The sequence below is a fragment of the Alphaproteobacteria bacterium HT1-32 genome, assembly GCA_009649675.1.
In the GTDB taxonomy this organism is placed as follows: Bacteria; Pseudomonadota; Alphaproteobacteria; order Rhodospirillales; family HT1-32; genus HT1-32.
Genome location: WJPL01000002.1, coordinates 500,677 through 514,324, shown reverse-complemented (window position 1 = coordinate 514,324; position 13,648 = coordinate 500,677). Strand labels below are relative to the sequence as shown.

Sequence of the window (13,648 nt, the reverse complement as noted above, 5' to 3'; positions counted from 1 at the left end):
GAAACTGCTGTTTTCAAACGCAGATATGGTATCATTGGGCTTAAGAAAACAAAGGGTGCGATCCGCGTGTCAGAAAAACCAGCCAATGATGAGGAAACGCTCGCCGTACGGCTGGCAGAATTGCAGTCAGAACATCGAGACCTTGATGACGTAATCCGCAGGATTGAGCGCGACGGACCGGCTGACCGGTTACAGATGCAGCGTCTCAAAAAACGAAAACTGCATCTGAAAGATCAGATTTCCTGGATCGAAAAACAGTTACTCCCTGACATTATCGCCTGACCTTCGGTTCTTGTCCGCCGCATCCAGCACTGATTCAGGGCTATCAGATGCGGTGATAATGGTCGTCCCGACATTGATGTTCAGTGACAGATTATGGCCTTCAAACTGAAACTGAGTTGCAGCCATCATCTCTTTCACACGTGAGAGATAGGCATCTGCTCCTGTCTGCCCCGAACCAAAAATAACCAGCCCGAAGGCATATCCACCCAGGTTTCCGATAATGTCCGCGGGGGTAAGAGGTTCCATCAGAATTTCTGAAACCTGCTTCAACACCCCTTCTTCCGCCACATGGCCGAACTCACGGCGAACCTGTTCGACACCTGTCACATCGATATAGAGCAGACTGTTGGAACCGCCGGACTGTCTGACCACATCCAGAACACGGCTAAGCTTGCCAATAAAGGACCGTCGATTCATCACCGGCAGAAAAGGATGGGCGTCGGTCAGGGTATTCAGCCAGTTCACCCGCCCGGTAAGCTCATCAACTTTTTCTTCCCGCTGCATCAGTTCGGCAAAAATTTTCTGGAAAGCATCACGGACAGCCGGTGTCAGTTCCTCTGCCGGCACATCCAGCATCGAAATAAAGTCGCGAAAATCAGCCATGGACCGTTGCCGTCGCTCTTCCGCAACCACATTACGCCCGTAACTGTCCGTCCCTTCCGAGGCACCTTGCCGACCACCGCCATGGCCTGCTGCCTGGCCAATACCCGGCACCGGCAAAGGGCCGTCTGATGATGTCATATCTGCCATTGCCTTGTTCCCCACCCTGGCAAAGTTGATCCCGGACTGTTGCGCGTCTTGTCATTTCCCGCAAGCCACCTGTATTCTCCGCCGCTTTCGTGGAAGGACACAGTTGTATGGCAGAGCAACAGCCTCTGGTTGGCGTAATCATGGGAAGTCAGTCTGACTGGCCGACAATGCAGCATGCCTGTGACATCCTGGACGAGTTGGGTGTCGCCTATGAAAAACGCATCGTATCGGCACACCGAACACCGGAGCGGCTGATGAGCTATGCCCGCGAGGCACGTGGCCGGGGACTGAAATGCATCATCGCAGGTGCCGGCGGTGCAGCTCATCTGCCCGGCATGGCTGCTGCCATGACGTCTTTGCCAGTTCTGGGCGTGCCTGTTGAAAGCAAGGCGTTGTCGGGCATGGACAGCCTGCTGTCGATTGTACAGATGCCCGGCGGGGTACCTGTTGGCACTCTTGCCATTGGCAAGTCCGGTGCCAAGAATGCCGGCCTGATGGCAGCTTCAATCCTGTCCCTGACCGACCCGAAGCTGACTGCAAGGCTGGAGACATGGCGTAGCCGGCAGACGGAGAGTGTCGGTGAAACCCCAGTAAGTGACAGCGAATCATGAATAGGAAGGTAATCGAACCGGGTGCCACAATTGGCGTTATCGGCAGTGGTCAGCTTGGCCGGATGACAGCACTTGCCGCGGCACGTCTCGGCTATCGGGTGCATGTCTACAGCCCCGAGAATGACAGCCCGACCGAACAGGTCTGTGCCGCCGCTACCGTCGCTCCCTATGATGATGAAGAAGCCCTGAAAAGTTTCGCCGATGCGGTTGATGTCATCACCTTCGAGTTCGAAAACGTTCCTTATGAAAGCGTTCAGATACTGGCCAACCTGGCCCCCGTGCATCCCCGGTGGGAGTGCCTTTATGTGGCCCGCAACCGGGTCCGGGAAAAACAGTTCATCAATGACTGTGGCATCGGTACCGCCCCCTGGCGGGAAGTAAAAAGCGAGGCCGACATCGCGGCAGCCCTTGTTGATATTGGCCGTCCCTCCATCCTGAAGACAGCCGAACTGGGTTATGACGGCAAGGGGCAGGTCCGCATTGACGGCGAGATTACCGCCGCCGATGCCTGGGAAATCTTCGAGGATGCCGGACAGGGCGTGCTGGAAGGCATGGTTGATTTCGAAAAGGAAATCTCTGTCATCGTCGCGCGGACAACCCTTGGCGAAATGCGTTGCTATGAACCCGTCGAGAACCGCCATAAGAACGGTATTCTGGACGTCACCATCGCACCGGCAGATATCGAACCGGAAGTCGCTGAATCCGCAATCGACATCGCCCAGACTCTGGCTGAAAAACTTGATCTGGTCGGCTTGCTGGCCGTTGAGATGTTCGTGCTACGCAGCGGCAAGATTCTGGTCAACGAAATGGCGCCGCGGCCGCATAATTCAGGTCACTGGACCATTGATGCCTGCCTGACCAGTCAGTTTGAACAATTCGTGCGGGCGGTCTGTGGCCTGCCGCTCGGCAATACAGAACGGCATTCCAATGCCGTCATGCAGAACCTGATCGGTGACGACATCCGCTCATGGTCGTCCGTACTGGAAAACAGTTCGGCAAAACTGCATCTCTACGGCAAGGCAGAACCCCGGCCCGGGCGGAAGATGGGGCATGTCACCCGTATCTCCGCACTCGCCCCCTCGTCAGACTGACTCCGGGGCGGGCCAGCATTACGCTTTAGCCGCAGCAGGCACTTGCCTTATCAGCCTTGGGCTTGTCTGCCGCAGCAGCCAGCAAGGACAACGTCCCCTCACCATACTCTTCGGCAATATCGAAAGTATGAAAGATTTCAATGGGCACGCCTTGCGGGTCAAGTGTCCAGGATTTCTGCATCTTGAAGTAGCAGCAGGTTTCCTCACCGATCTGCGTGCGCGGACCGCCAGCCTTCTGAACACGGCTGTTCAGTTCCGCCAGTTCCCCCTCATCCTCGGCCTGAATACCAAGGTGCGTGAAACCCGTCTTCTCGCCACGCGCTTCGATGACAAAATTCACCCGGGGGTTTTCGGGCATCCATTTCGCATAATCGGCTTTCCGGACCACCGGCTCCTCGCCAAACAGGTCCGAATAGAACCGGATCGATTCATCAAGATCCGTGACCGACAGGGCAACATGCAGACGTTTCATCAGAATCCTCCTTCAGCAACCGGTCATCCCGGCAGCAATTGAGTGTCAAATAACCAATGACATCATCCATGCACCCGAACGCTGCCCGGTAGAGGATAGACCGTCCCTGTCGTTCTGACGTGACCAGCCCGGCATGGGCCAGTTCTTTCAGGTGAAAGGACAAGGTTGCCGGAGCAACCTCCAGTTCATCCGCCAGCAAGCCAGCCGGCATCCCGGACTGACCTGCAACAACCAGCCGTCTGAAGACGGCCAGCCGGGTTTCCTGCGCCAGCGCCGCAAGCGCTGTAATGACATCGTTAGTTTTCATATTTTGATAATTATCGAATTATAAAATTATTTCAACATAATTCGAACAATCCCCTGTTCACTCTGTGTGTCAGATGAAGTCGCCCCGCCAAAACCCGGGAGGCAGTCACAAATCAAAGAACAATGGGGCTGTCAGGCTGAAGGCCAGCCAGATTACAATCAGCAGGGGCAGCCCCGCCCGGATAAAGTCGCGGAACAGATAATGCCCCGGCCCCATCACCATCAGATTCGTCTGATATCCGATAGGCGACGCAAAGCCGCAATTCGAGGCAAAGATCACCGCAACGGCAAAAGCCTCGACCGGTGCGCCGACCTGATTGGCAAGACTGATTGCAATTGGCGTAAACAGCACTGCCGTCGCCTTGGCCGACAACATGTTCGACATCAGAGCGACCAGCAGGAAGAAGAAAGACAGCACGATTGCCGGACTGGCATCCGTAGCACCGACAGCCAGAAGGGCTGAAATATAGGCTGCGCCACCAGTCTCCTGCATGGCAACACCCAGCGCCAGAGCGGCTGCAATCATCGTCACGATCTTGCCGTCAACGGCCCGGGCTGCCTGACGCAGGTTCAGCACATCCAGCGCCACCATCGCAGCAGCACCCGCCAGAGAACTGATGACAATCGGCACGACACCGGTTGCTGCCAGACCGACGACGGCTGCAAAGATAATCAGTGCCCGCTTTACCCGGTGGGTCGCCGGCAGTTCTGCCTGTGACCACTCCATGAGGACCACATCACGGCTGGCCTTCAGCCCGGCGACATCTTCCGGCTGTCCCTGAACCAGCAGCACGTCACCCGGCTCCAGGCGGATATTGGTCATGCGGGCGCGAATCATGCGGGCGCGCCGCCGGATTCCCAGCACGACGCAATGATAGGAATAACGAAAGCCGATCTGTTCCAGATTTCTCCCGACCATACGCGAGGATGGTGACACCATGACTTCTGCCAGCGTCTGCTCTCCCTGCCGCCAGCGCCCTTCACTGTCGGCCTCATCATCTTCACGCTCGCGCAATTCCGGATGCAGCAGACTGGGATCGGTTTCCAGTACTTTGGTCAGCGCGGCCCGCGTCGCGACGACCACCAGTACATCCCCCTCACTGATGGTGTAATTGTCGAACGGCGGCAACTCCCCATGCTCGCCGCGCATGACCAGTTGAACGGTAATATCCGGCAGTGCCTGAAACAGTCCGCCCTTGGCGGTTTCTCCAATCAGCGAGGCATCGGGGCCAATGGTAATCTGGGCCACAAACTGCTTCCCCCCTCCCGGCAGCAACAGCCCTGCCAGTCCGGCGCGGTCGGGCAGCAGGCGGGGGATAACAAACAGCAGGAAAACGAATCCGACGCCGGCAATAGCCAGTCCCGGCAACGTAAAATCAAAAAAACCAAAGGCCGGTTGTCCCAGTTCGATCAGGGCACTGTTGACCAGAAGGTTGGTACTGGACCCGATCAGGGTAATCATTCCGCCGATAATCGCCGCAAAACTGAGCGGCATCATCAGCGCCGATGACGACCGGCCGATCTTCGCCGCCAGCGCCTGCATGATCGGGATGAAAATCACCACAACCGGTGTGTTGTTCAGAAAGGCACTGATCAGGATCACCAGCACAAAGGACAAGGCGATTGCCACCAGCGGGCGGCTGATCCCCAGCACCAGCTGTGCCAGACGGTCCAGCGCACCGGTGCGCACCATCCCTTCGCCAATAACCAGCAAGGCCAGTACCGCAATCAGTGCCGGATTGGCAAATCCGTGCAGGAATCGTTCCGGCGACAGCAGATTTCCGCCGCCACCTCCCACAACAGGGGAAAAGTGGAAGAACAACATCAGCGCAGAAATTGCGCCAAGGCTGGTTATCTCAAGCGGCAGACGCTCCAGCGCATACAGCGTCAGAGTCACACCGATCAGTCCGAAGACAAACCACATCTGCAATACAGGATCGAGCAGCACTGAGCCGCCTCATGGTAATTGGCATTCCATGAATAATACCCCATCCAGCGGGTTGTGATAGTACGGCTCTGTCTCGTAAAATCCGAGCATCCGATAAATCCTGATCGCTGCTTCCAGCCGGACCAGCGTATCAAGTCGCATCAGGCTGTAACCTCTCTCTGAGCCAGCCTGAATGATCGCTTCCGCAAGACGCTGCCCCAGTTTTGCGCCGCGATGGCCCGGACGCACCCACAGCCGTTTCATCTCGCATATCCTGTTCCCTTCCAGTGGTGTCAGGGCAACACATCCCGCAGGCTCATCATTGATAAAGGCCAGCAGAATACATCCGCCGGGTTCTGCATATTTGCCCGGCAGCCGGGCCAGTTCCGCCTCCAGACCCTGAAAATCAAGATCAACATCCAGCCATGTCACATATTCCCGCGCCATGCGCCGGAACAATTCCAGTTCGTCCTGGCCTTTCACAGGCCGGATAACAACCGATGTGCCGGGCATGTCGTTGTCCTGTTCCTCTGTTAGTCAGCGAACAGAATATTGACGCGACGGTTATGCTTACCCTTGTTCTCGACCTTCCCGACCCGGATCTGTCCGATCTCCCCAGTTCGCGCAACATGGGTGCCACCACAGGCCTGCAGGTCCACTCCCTGAATATCCATCAGACGCACCCGGCCACTGCCCATTGGCGGTTTGACTGACATGGTGCGGACCAGATTGCTGTCCGACAGCAGCTCTTCATCCGTGATCCAGCGCGGAACCACGGCATGGTCTTCGGCGATCAGGCGATTCAGTTCCGCCGTAACAGCCTCTTTGTCGATGCCCTGCTCCATATCAAAGTCCAGCCGGCTTTTGGATGTGGAAACCTGACCTCCTGTCACCGGAAACGGAACCTGAGAGCAGAGCAGATGCAGCGCCGTATGCATGCGCATATGTGTATATCGCCGGTCCCAGTCCAGGATAGCCGTGACCTTGTCACCAACCTTCGGAAACGGAGCATCCTCGTCGAGCAGATGATGAATTTTGGTACCACCCTTGACCGTATCGATGACGGTATATTCGGTTCCGTCCGTGCCCTGCAATATGCCGGTATCTCCGGGCTGGCCGCCGCCTTCCGGATAGAAAACTGTCCGGTCCAGTGTGACTTCGCCTGCCGTCACGTGTGTCACCGTCGCCTCACAGGTTTTCAGATAGGCATCTTCCCGGAACAGTTCTTCAGTCATTCTGCACTCCACTCCTCAAAATCCGCTCGCTTCCCGACAACCATATTCATGGGCCAGCATCGACATGACAATAAGTGATCGTCTTGTTGCCCCGTCCCGCACGGCATCACGCAACCGCCCTTCCTCGACAAACCCTTCTGACCGGTAGACATGTTGCGCCCGTTCATTATCGCTGAAAACATCCACCCACAGCCGGTGGGCTGACAGCTCGGCAAAGACAAATTCCTTGATCGCCCTCAGGAATCGTCGTCCCAGCCCCTGCCCCGGCTGATCCACGATAATACGGGTCAGTTCCACCACCCCATGTTCGTCAGTAATACCCGACAGCACCGCAAATCCGCGGCGTCTGGCCTGCTGATCTTCAAGAATCAGATAGCGTTTATCCTCATCCGCCAGATTTACGTGATGGCGTGAACGCTTCCACCGCAGGATATAGGCTGACATATCCTCCCGTGCTTCAAGCTCCGTAATGAACTCAAGATCGCTGAAACGCGCCCGTCTGATTGCGGTCATTGATCAACCGGCCATCACCGACTGAAACAATGCCGCATCCACATTACCGCCGGACAGAATGACGCCAGCCCGCTTGCCAGCCATCTGCTGACGTTCCTGCAACAGAGCCGCCAGCGGTGCCGCGCCGGCACCTTCCGACAGGTTATGCGTATCCGTAAAGTAACAGCGCATAGCATTGGCGATTTCGTCTTCAGAAACCCTGACGATACGGTCTGCGCCACGATTGATGATCTTAACCGCACCCGGAACCGGAATTCGGCAGGCCATGCCATCCGCCATGGTATTGGCATCATTGGTCGACACGGCCTCGCCTTTATCAAAAGACAGGGCATAAGCGGGGGCATTCTCTGCAACGACGCCAACAATCCGGGTGCGGAGCCCCATCAGGTCTCGCACCATGATCGTACTGCAAATCCCGGAACCCAGGCCAATCGGCACATACACCACATCCAGATCCCTGACCTTGGAAAACAGTTCGTAGGCGTAGGTCGAGACACCGCGCAGCAAATCTTCATGAAAAGACGGAATCATATGGAGGTTCATCTGGTCCGACATTTCAGCGGCTTTCTCTCGCGCCTCGTCAAAATCAACGCCATGTTCGACCAGTTCGCCACCAAAGGCCTTCATTGCCTCATTCTTTTCCGGATTATTCCCGTGCGGAACCAGGATTACCGCCCGTAATCCGGCAGCAATCGCCGCCTTGGCGACACTTTGCCCATGATTGCCACGGGTTGCGGTAATGACACCCGCCACCTTTGGTTCCCGGCGCTTCAGTGAATCGATATAGGTCACCCCGCCCCGAACCTTGAAGGCGCCGATCGGGGTATGGTTTTCATGCTTCACCCAAACTTCGCATCCGACACGACGGGACAGTAAAGGCCAGGAAAGCTGGGCTGTCGGCGGAACCACCGCATGCACCAGCGGCAGTGTTTCTTCAATCTGTTCCAGGGTCCACATGGTCTCTCTCCTTTTGTCACGTCAGATGTCATCAAGATGAAACAATTCCCGGGTTATCCCCTGCGAAAACTTGAGAAGGAATGTCCTTAATGACGAGTCAGATTTATAATGTCCTGTTTCTTTGCACCGGCAACTCTGCCCGTAGCGTCATGGCAGAATCCGCCCTGAACCGGCATGGTATCGGAAAATTCAAGGCATACAGCGCCGGTAGCCAGCCGACTGGTGAAATCAACCCGCTGACCATCCAGTTGCTGCAACGGCTGAACTACGACACCTCCGGCCTGCGCTCGAAAAGCTGGGAGGAGTTCGAGAAAGCAGATGCCCCGAAACTGGATTTTGTTTTTACGGTTTGCGACTCTGCTGCCGCCGAAACCTGCCCGATCTGGCCCGGTCAGCCGATGTCTGCCCACTGGGGCGTACCTGACCCGGCGGCTGCGACAGGAACCGATGCAGAGCGCGCCGCTGTTTTTGCTGAGGTTTATGGCATGCTGGAGCGTCGGATCAGCATTTTCGTGAACCTGCCAATGAACGCTATTGGCAGCCTGAGCCTGCAACAGCAACTGGCCGATATCGGGAAGAGCTGATCCTGTCATCGCCGGCGTGCCACAAGTACCCCGGCCAGAATCAGCCCGGCAGAGACCAGCGTAACCGGCCCCACCTGCTCGGCCAGCAACCAGATCGCAAAGCCTGTTGCGAATACCGGCTGAAAGAACTGGAACAATGCTGTCCGGGCAATGCCGCCCCGGCCCAGTGCCCAGTACCATGCAATATAGGCGATGATGGTCGACCCGAATGCCAGAAACAGCACGCCCGAAATGGCAATGGCCGGATCACTGACCACCCCTATCGTTGCAAAAGGCAGAGCCGGTATCAGCAACAGGCTGGAAATCGTCACCCCCCATGCTGTCGTTGACCAGGAAGAATAACCACGTTGCGACAACAGGGCACCGGCGACATATCCCAGCGCACTGAATGCTGCCGCAGCAAAGATCAGAAGGTCGCCCTGCAATGACGCACCGTCTGTTGCTCCGCCCGCCCGGTTGGTGACCAGCAGGACTTCGCCGACAATTGCAATTGTAGCACCGATACCCCAGCGCAGACCTGGCAGCCGACGATCCAGAACGGACATGTAAAGACCGACATAAATCGGCAGGCAGGCCAGAATCAGCCCACCGTGGATCGCTGTGGTCTGCGACTGACCGACTGTGAACAGTACCGGAAACCCGACGAAGCCGCCGAAACCGCTGAGAAAAACCAGCAGCTTGCCACCAGCCCCTGTCGGTGGGGCCATACGCATGAACAAGACAACTGGTGCTGTAAACAGCCCAGCGACAATCGTCCGCAACAACCCGACCATGACCGGGTCCATGATCCCGGCCGTAATCTTGGTTGCAACCGCCGTGGCACCCCAGAGCATCACCGCAAACAGCGCGGCGGCCGGGACTGCGACTGTATCTACAGTCGAGGGGGGAGTACCGACCGCCATCGCTGCGGCGTCAACCCCAGAAAGATTTTCGGAATTCGGCGACCGCTTCGTCACGGGTCAGGCCGATATCACGAAGCATCCTGTCATCCAGTTCTGACAACATCCTGCGGCTGCGATTACGTCCATAAGCCGCGCGCAGCACAGTGCCGATACCAGAGAACAGGCGGCGACCGGTCATCACCACACCGCGACCCTTAACAGGCTCCAACGACGGATGGCTAAGTTGCGCAGACATTTTGAACCTCACATTGCCTTATTGTTGACTGAACAATTGAGGTGATATAACCCTCTCAATACCCAGTCAATTGATACATTGATATCGTTACAATGTGGACACCAGATCTCGCAGAGCGAAGCGGCCCCCGTTACATCGCCATTGCCAACGCCATCGCCGAGGATATTGGCAGACAAACCTTAACCCCCGGTGACAAACTTCCGCCACACCGTGAACTCGCCTGGCAGCTTGGCGTTACCGTCGGCACCATCTCCCGTGCTTATCGGGAGGCGGAGCAGCGCGGACTGGTCGTAGGAGAAGTCGGGCGCGGTACGTTCATCCGTTCCGGGCAGGAACAGAATGACGATTTCGCCCGGCGTAATGTCCTGTTTGCCTACAACAAGAACGACAACCCGGACCTCATAGATTTCAAGATCAACCGCCCCGCTCCGCCCGGTAAGGGCGAGGCCCTGCGGGATATGCTGACCGAACTGGCCGCCGAAGACGACCTTTCCGTGATGATGTCCTATCAGCCGGAACACGGCCAGTTGCACCACCGGCGTGCGGGAGCAAACTGGCTGCGCTTTGCCCAGCTGTCCCCGCAACCGGAAGAAGTGCTTGTGACCAACGGCACCCATCACGGCATGACCGTCGTTCTGGGGACGATCATGCGGCCCGGGGATTTGCTGGCGACGGAAAGCCTGACCTATCCCGGTATCAAGTATCTCGCCAACAGCATGAGTCTGCGGCTGAAACCGGTGGCCATGGACGACGAGGGCATGCGCCCTGACGCACTGGAGGCACTGTGCCAGTCCGAAGAAGTGCGTGCCGTCTATGTGCAGCCGACGCTGCAAAACCCGACCAACGCCATCATGAGCGAGCAACGCCGCCGTGACATTGCCGACATTGCCGTCGCTCATAACGTCGCCATCATCGAGGATGAAGTATATGGCATGATGCCGGTGGAACGACCGCCTGCGATCACCAGCTTTGCACCAGATCATGCCTATCACCTTTCCAGCGTCTCAAAATGCATGGCACCGGGGCTTCGTGTCGGCTTCATCAAGGCACCACAACAGATGATCAACCGGCTGGCGGCGACAATCCGCATGACCTGCTGGATGACATCACCGCTGAATGCCGAAATTGTCTGCCGCTGGCTGGCCGGTGAACGACATCAGGAACTCACTGCCTGGCATCAGGAACAGGCGCGGGAACGCAGCCGACTGGTACGGGAAGTGCTCAAACCCTGGTCTCCGCGCGGCCATGACTATGCCTATCATGTCTGGCTGACCCTGCCTGAGCCCTGGCGTATGGAGGAGTTCGTTGCAGAGGCTGAGAACCGTGGCGTTCTGGTGACCGGATCTGACCACTTTGTCGTCGGACGCGGTCAGACCCCGCACGCTGTCCGGGTCTGCTATGCCTGGGAACATAAACCGAATCGCCTGATGCGCGGTCTGACAATCCTGCATGAAATGCTGAATGACCGGATGTCCGGTGGCCGTTCGGTGATTTAGTCCGGAGATCACCTGCGAGAAGACAGGATAGTCATCCGCCTACAGCGTGATGATACCCTCAAGGAAGTCGACCGCTTTACCGGCCAGTACGACCCTGCCCTGTTCCAGCCGGCAAAACAGCTCTCCGCCACGCGCTGAAACCTGCCGCGCATGGATATCTTCCTTGCCAAGGCGCTCACACCAGTAAGGTACAATTGCGCAATGGGCAGATCCTGTCACCGGATCCTCATCAATGCCCCGCGCCGGGGTGAAATAGCGTGAGGCACAGTCACAATCATCCCCCGGGGCTGTTACTGCCAGCCCGTAACCCAGCTTTTTCAAAAGCCTCAGATCCGGTTCCAGACCGCGAACATCCCCTTCAGACGGCAGTACGGCCATCCGGCGAAACCCGGCGGTAAGAACCTGTTCCGGTCGCTGACCGATGACAGCCTCGATATCTGCCGCATCAGCCTGTCCGTCACCCAGTTCAATTTCCGGGAAGTCCATACAGATCAGACCGTCACTTCTTGTCACAACAAGTGTACCGCTGCGGGTCTCAAAGCGGATCTCGTCCGATTTATGAAAACCCCTGCTGAACAGAACATGCGATGTCGCCAGAGTGGCATGGCCGCACAGATCAACCTCGACCGCCGGGGTGAACCAGCGCAGCCGGTAGCCGTCGCCTTCCGGAACATAGAATGCCGTTTCCGACAGATTGTTTTCCAGGGCAATTGCCTGCAGCACGTCATCAGGCAACCAGGCATCAAGCGGACAGACAGCCGCCGGGTTGCCGCCAAACATTTCAGATGTAAAGGCGTCGACTTGATAAACGGGAATACGCATTGTCATCTCCATAGGTCACATTGACCCTATGATAGTGAGATGATTGCCTGCAATTGAAACAATGCGATGGTGACAATTTTGATGATTATCGGCTTTAGTCGCCGGTCTGCGCGATCACATCGGCGATCCCGCCGACGACATCTGCCACAAGCGCCGCGTCATCGCCTTCTGCCATCACCCGGATCAGCGGTTCCGTGCCAGACGGACGGATGACCAGACGGCCACCAGACCCCAGCCTGCTTTCACCTTCACCAATCGCCTGTTTCACCGCCGCACTGGCCAGCGGGTTTCCGCCGGAGATACGGACATTCTGCAAGAGTTGCGGGACCGTATCGAACACGTTGCAGACTTCACTGGCAGGCCGGTCCGCCGTCTGGAGTTCGACCAGAACCTGCAAGGCGGCAATCAGCCCGTCACCTGTGGTTGAATGATCATTCAGCACGATATGGCCCGACTGTTCACCGCCGACATTATATCCGCTCTCACGCATCTCGTTGACGACATAGCGGTCACCGACCTGGGTGCGGATCATGTTCAGGCCAAGCCCGCCCAGCATTCGCTCCAGCCCCAGATTGGACATCACGGTGGTGACAACACCGCCACCCTTCAACAGCCCCTCCCGGTGCCAGCCACGGGCAATAAGGCCCATCAGCTGATCGCCATCGACAACCTGCCCCTGTTCGTCCGCCAGGATCAGCCGGTCGGCATCACCATCCAGCGCGATCCCGATATCCGCATGATGGGCCACCACAGCCTCGCACATGGTCGAGGGATAGGTAGAACCGCAGCCCCGGTTAATATTGGTGCCATCAGGCGAAACACCGATGGGCACAACATCCGCCCCCAGTTCCCATAACACCGCTGGCGCTGTCTTGTAGGCCGCACCATTGGCGCAATCGACGACGATCTTCATGCCATCCAGTCGCCGCCCCCGGGGGAAGGTGTTCTTGGCATATTCGATATAGCGCCCCGGCGCATCATCCAGTCGCCGCGCACGGCCCAGCTTTTCTGCATCACACAGCCCATCAATAGGGCCTGTCATTTCGGCTTCTATGGCCAGCTCGACCTCATCGGACAGCTTGTAGCCGTCCGGGCCGAACAGCTTGATGCCGTTATCCTGATACGGATTGTGGGAGGCGGAGATCATCACACCAAGGTCTGCGCGAAGGGACCGGACCAGCATCGCAACAGCCGGCGTTGGCATCGGGCCAACCAGCATCACATCCATGCCCATCGAGACGAAACCGGAGACCAGTGCCGGTTCCAGCATATAACCGGACAGCCGGGTATCCTTCGCAATCACGACCTGATGGCGATGGTCACCCCGCCGAAACTGTTTCGCTGCGGCCTGCCCGACCCGTAAGGCGATATCAGCGGTCATGGGTGGTGTGTTGGCCCGGCCACGAATGCCGTCGGTGCCAAAAAACTTGCGCGTCATATGCGGTTATCCCGTCTTGATTGGTCT

17 protein-coding genes are annotated in these 13,648 nt (G+C 57.3%); 5 read left to right on the top strand and 12 right to left on the bottom strand.

Annotation, left to right across the window (positions count from 1 at the left end; all coding sequences use genetic code 11):
* Window positions 1-66: 66 nt before the first annotated feature.
* On the top strand, window positions 67-282 hold the full coding sequence (locus GH722_13880) for a DUF465 domain-containing protein (protein ID MRG72852.1): 216 nt from the start codon (window positions 67-69) through the stop codon (window positions 280-282).
* Here GH722_13880 and GH722_13875 read toward each other — a convergent pair.
* Entirely contained in the window at window positions 259-1,032 is a 774-nt protein-coding gene (locus GH722_13875; GenBank protein MRG72851.1) for a diguanylate cyclase, read from the bottom strand. The two genes, GH722_13880 and GH722_13875, sit on opposite strands and share 24 nt — an antisense overlap.
* A 107-nt stretch (window positions 1,033-1,139) precedes the next feature.
* Between GH722_13875 and purE the strand changes: the two genes are divergently transcribed.
* Both purE and GH722_13865 read left to right on the top strand, forming a co-directional pair.
* Window positions 1,140-1,643 carry a 5-(carboxyamino)imidazole ribonucleotide mutase gene (gene purE, locus GH722_13870; protein MRG72850.1) on the top strand — a complete coding sequence of 168 codons (504 nt, stop codon included), beginning with the start codon at window positions 1,140-1,142 and terminating at the stop codon, window positions 1,641-1,643.
* Window positions 1,640-2,734 carry a 5-(carboxyamino)imidazole ribonucleotide synthase gene (locus GH722_13865; GenBank protein MRG72849.1) on the top strand — a complete coding sequence of 365 codons (1,095 nt, stop codon included), beginning with the start codon at window positions 1,640-1,642 and terminating at the stop codon, window positions 2,732-2,734. Before purE ends, GH722_13865 begins: the two co-directional genes overlap by 4 nt.
* Before the next feature lie 25 nt (window positions 2,735-2,759).
* Here the strand turns inward: GH722_13865 and GH722_13860 are convergent, their stop codons facing one another.
* The 7 genes from GH722_13860 to GH722_13830 all read right to left on the bottom strand — a co-directional run bounded on the left by GH722_13860 (window position 2,760) and on the right by GH722_13830 (window position 8,144).
* Entirely contained in the window at window positions 2,760-3,206 is a 447-nt protein-coding gene (locus GH722_13860; protein MRG72848.1) for a glyoxalase/bleomycin resistance/dioxygenase family protein, read from the bottom strand.
* Window positions 3,166-3,513, bottom strand: a complete 348-nt coding sequence (locus GH722_13855) for a metalloregulator ArsR/SmtB family transcription factor (GenBank protein ID MRG72847.1) — start codon at window positions 3,511-3,513, stop codon at window positions 3,166-3,168. The genes GH722_13860 and GH722_13855 overlap by 41 nt, the downstream gene beginning before the upstream one ends.
* A 105-nt stretch (window positions 3,514-3,618) precedes the next feature.
* Window positions 3,619-5,436 (bottom strand): SLC13 family permease, encoded by a 1,818-nt coding sequence (locus GH722_13850; protein ID MRG72846.1) that lies wholly within the window; start codon window positions 5,434-5,436, stop codon window positions 3,619-3,621.
* Window positions 5,437-5,469: 33 nt separating this feature from the next.
* Window positions 5,470-5,952 carry a GNAT family N-acetyltransferase gene (locus tag GH722_13845; GenBank protein ID MRG72845.1) on the bottom strand — a complete coding sequence of 161 codons (483 nt, stop codon included), beginning with the start codon at window positions 5,950-5,952 and terminating at the stop codon, window positions 5,470-5,472.
* 20 nt (window positions 5,953-5,972) lie between these two features.
* On the bottom strand, window positions 5,973-6,674 hold the full coding sequence (locus GH722_13840) for an alanyl-tRNA editing protein (protein ID MRG72844.1): 702 nt from the start codon (window positions 6,672-6,674) through the stop codon (window positions 5,973-5,975).
* Between the two features lie 15 nt (window positions 6,675-6,689).
* Entirely contained in the window at window positions 6,690-7,187 is a 498-nt protein-coding gene (locus GH722_13835) for a GNAT family N-acetyltransferase (GenBank protein MRG72843.1), read from the bottom strand.
* A gap of 3 nt (window positions 7,188-7,190) precedes the next feature.
* Complete coding sequence (locus GH722_13830) at window positions 7,191-8,144, bottom strand: threonine dehydratase (protein ID MRG72842.1); 954 nt, start codon at window positions 8,142-8,144, stop codon at window positions 7,191-7,193.
* 89 nt (window positions 8,145-8,233) lie between these two features.
* Here GH722_13830 and GH722_13825 point away from each other — a divergent pair, with 89 nt between their 5' ends.
* The gene (locus GH722_13825) at window positions 8,234-8,728 is read left to right on the top strand and encodes an arsenate reductase ArsC (GenBank protein MRG72841.1); all 495 of its coding nucleotides are present in this window, start codon (window positions 8,234-8,236) and stop codon (window positions 8,726-8,728) included.
* A gap of 5 nt (window positions 8,729-8,733) precedes the next feature.
* Here the strand turns inward: GH722_13825 and GH722_13820 are convergent, their stop codons facing one another.
* Window positions 8,734-9,630 carry an EamA family transporter gene (locus GH722_13820; GenBank protein MRG72840.1) on the bottom strand — a complete coding sequence of 299 codons (897 nt, stop codon included), beginning with the start codon at window positions 9,628-9,630 and terminating at the stop codon, window positions 8,734-8,736.
* Between the two features lie 10 nt (window positions 9,631-9,640).
* Window positions 9,641-9,865: a DUF1127 domain-containing protein gene (locus tag GH722_13815; GenBank protein ID MRG72839.1), complete on the bottom strand. Its 225-nt coding sequence runs from the start codon at window positions 9,863-9,865 to the stop codon at window positions 9,641-9,643.
* Window positions 9,866-9,957: 92 nt separating this feature from the next.
* Here GH722_13815 and GH722_13810 point away from each other — a divergent pair, with 92 nt between their 5' ends.
* Entirely contained in the window at window positions 9,958-11,361 is a 1,404-nt protein-coding gene (locus GH722_13810; GenBank protein ID MRG72838.1) for an aminotransferase class I/II-fold pyridoxal phosphate-dependent enzyme, read from the top strand.
* Between the two features lie 39 nt (window positions 11,362-11,400).
* On the opposite strand, the gene GH722_13805 is transcribed toward GH722_13810, so the two are convergent.
* Window positions 11,401-12,183 carry a PhzF family phenazine biosynthesis isomerase gene (locus tag GH722_13805; GenBank protein ID MRG72837.1) on the bottom strand — a complete coding sequence of 261 codons (783 nt, stop codon included), beginning with the start codon at window positions 12,181-12,183 and terminating at the stop codon, window positions 11,401-11,403.
* Window positions 12,184-12,277: 94 nt separating this feature from the next.
* Window positions 12,278-13,621, bottom strand: a complete 1,344-nt coding sequence (locus GH722_13800; GenBank protein ID MRG72836.1) for a phosphoglucosamine mutase — start codon at window positions 13,619-13,621, stop codon at window positions 12,278-12,280.
* Window positions 13,622-13,648 lie beyond the last annotated feature (27 nt).

Excerpts from the sequence above, each read along its gene's own strand:
- GH722_13875 (MRG72851.1), bottom strand. The coding sequence starts at position 1,032 with ATGGCAGATATGACATCATCAGACGGCCCTTTGCCGGTGCCGGGTATT.
- purE (MRG72850.1), top strand. The coding sequence starts at position 1,140 with ATGGCAGAGCAACAGCCTCTGGTTGGCGTAATCATGGGAAGTCAGTCT.
- GH722_13865 (MRG72849.1), top strand. The coding sequence starts at position 1,640 with ATGAATAGGAAGGTAATCGAACCGGGTGCCACAATTGGCGTTATCGGC.
- GH722_13860 (MRG72848.1), bottom strand. The coding sequence starts at position 3,206 with ATGAAACGTCTGCATGTTGCCCTGTCGGTCACGGATCTTGATGAATCG.
- GH722_13855 (MRG72847.1), bottom strand. The coding sequence starts at position 3,513 with ATGAAAACTAACGATGTCATTACAGCGCTTGCGGCGCTGGCGCAGGAA.
- GH722_13850 (MRG72846.1), bottom strand. The coding sequence starts at position 5,436 with ATGTGGTTTGTCTTCGGACTGATCGGTGTGACTCTGACGCTGTATGCG.
- GH722_13845 (MRG72845.1), bottom strand. The coding sequence starts at position 5,952 with ATGCCCGGCACATCGGTTGTTATCCGGCCTGTGAAAGGCCAGGACGAA.
- GH722_13840 (MRG72844.1), bottom strand. The coding sequence starts at position 6,674 with ATGACTGAAGAACTGTTCCGGGAAGATGCCTATCTGAAAACCTGTGAG.
- GH722_13835 (MRG72843.1), bottom strand. The coding sequence starts at position 7,187 with ATGACCGCAATCAGACGGGCGCGTTTCAGCGATCTTGAGTTCATTACG.
- GH722_13830 (MRG72842.1), bottom strand. The coding sequence starts at position 8,144 with ATGTGGACCCTGGAACAGATTGAAGAAACACTGCCGCTGGTGCATGCG.
- GH722_13825 (MRG72841.1), top strand. The coding sequence starts at position 8,234 with ATGACGAGTCAGATTTATAATGTCCTGTTTCTTTGCACCGGCAACTCT.
- GH722_13820 (MRG72840.1), bottom strand. The coding sequence starts at position 9,630 with ATGGCGGTCGGTACTCCCCCCTCGACTGTAGATACAGTCGCAGTCCCG.
- GH722_13815 (MRG72839.1), bottom strand. The coding sequence starts at position 9,865 with ATGTCTGCGCAACTTAGCCATCCGTCGTTGGAGCCTGTTAAGGGTCGC.
- GH722_13810 (MRG72838.1), top strand. The coding sequence starts at position 9,958 with ATGTGGACACCAGATCTCGCAGAGCGAAGCGGCCCCCGTTACATCGCC.
- GH722_13805 (MRG72837.1), bottom strand. The coding sequence starts at position 12,183 with ATGCGTATTCCCGTTTATCAAGTCGACGCCTTTACATCTGAAATGTTT.
- GH722_13800 (MRG72836.1), bottom strand. The coding sequence starts at position 13,621 with ATGACGCGCAAGTTTTTTGGCACCGACGGCATTCGTGGCCGGGCCAAC.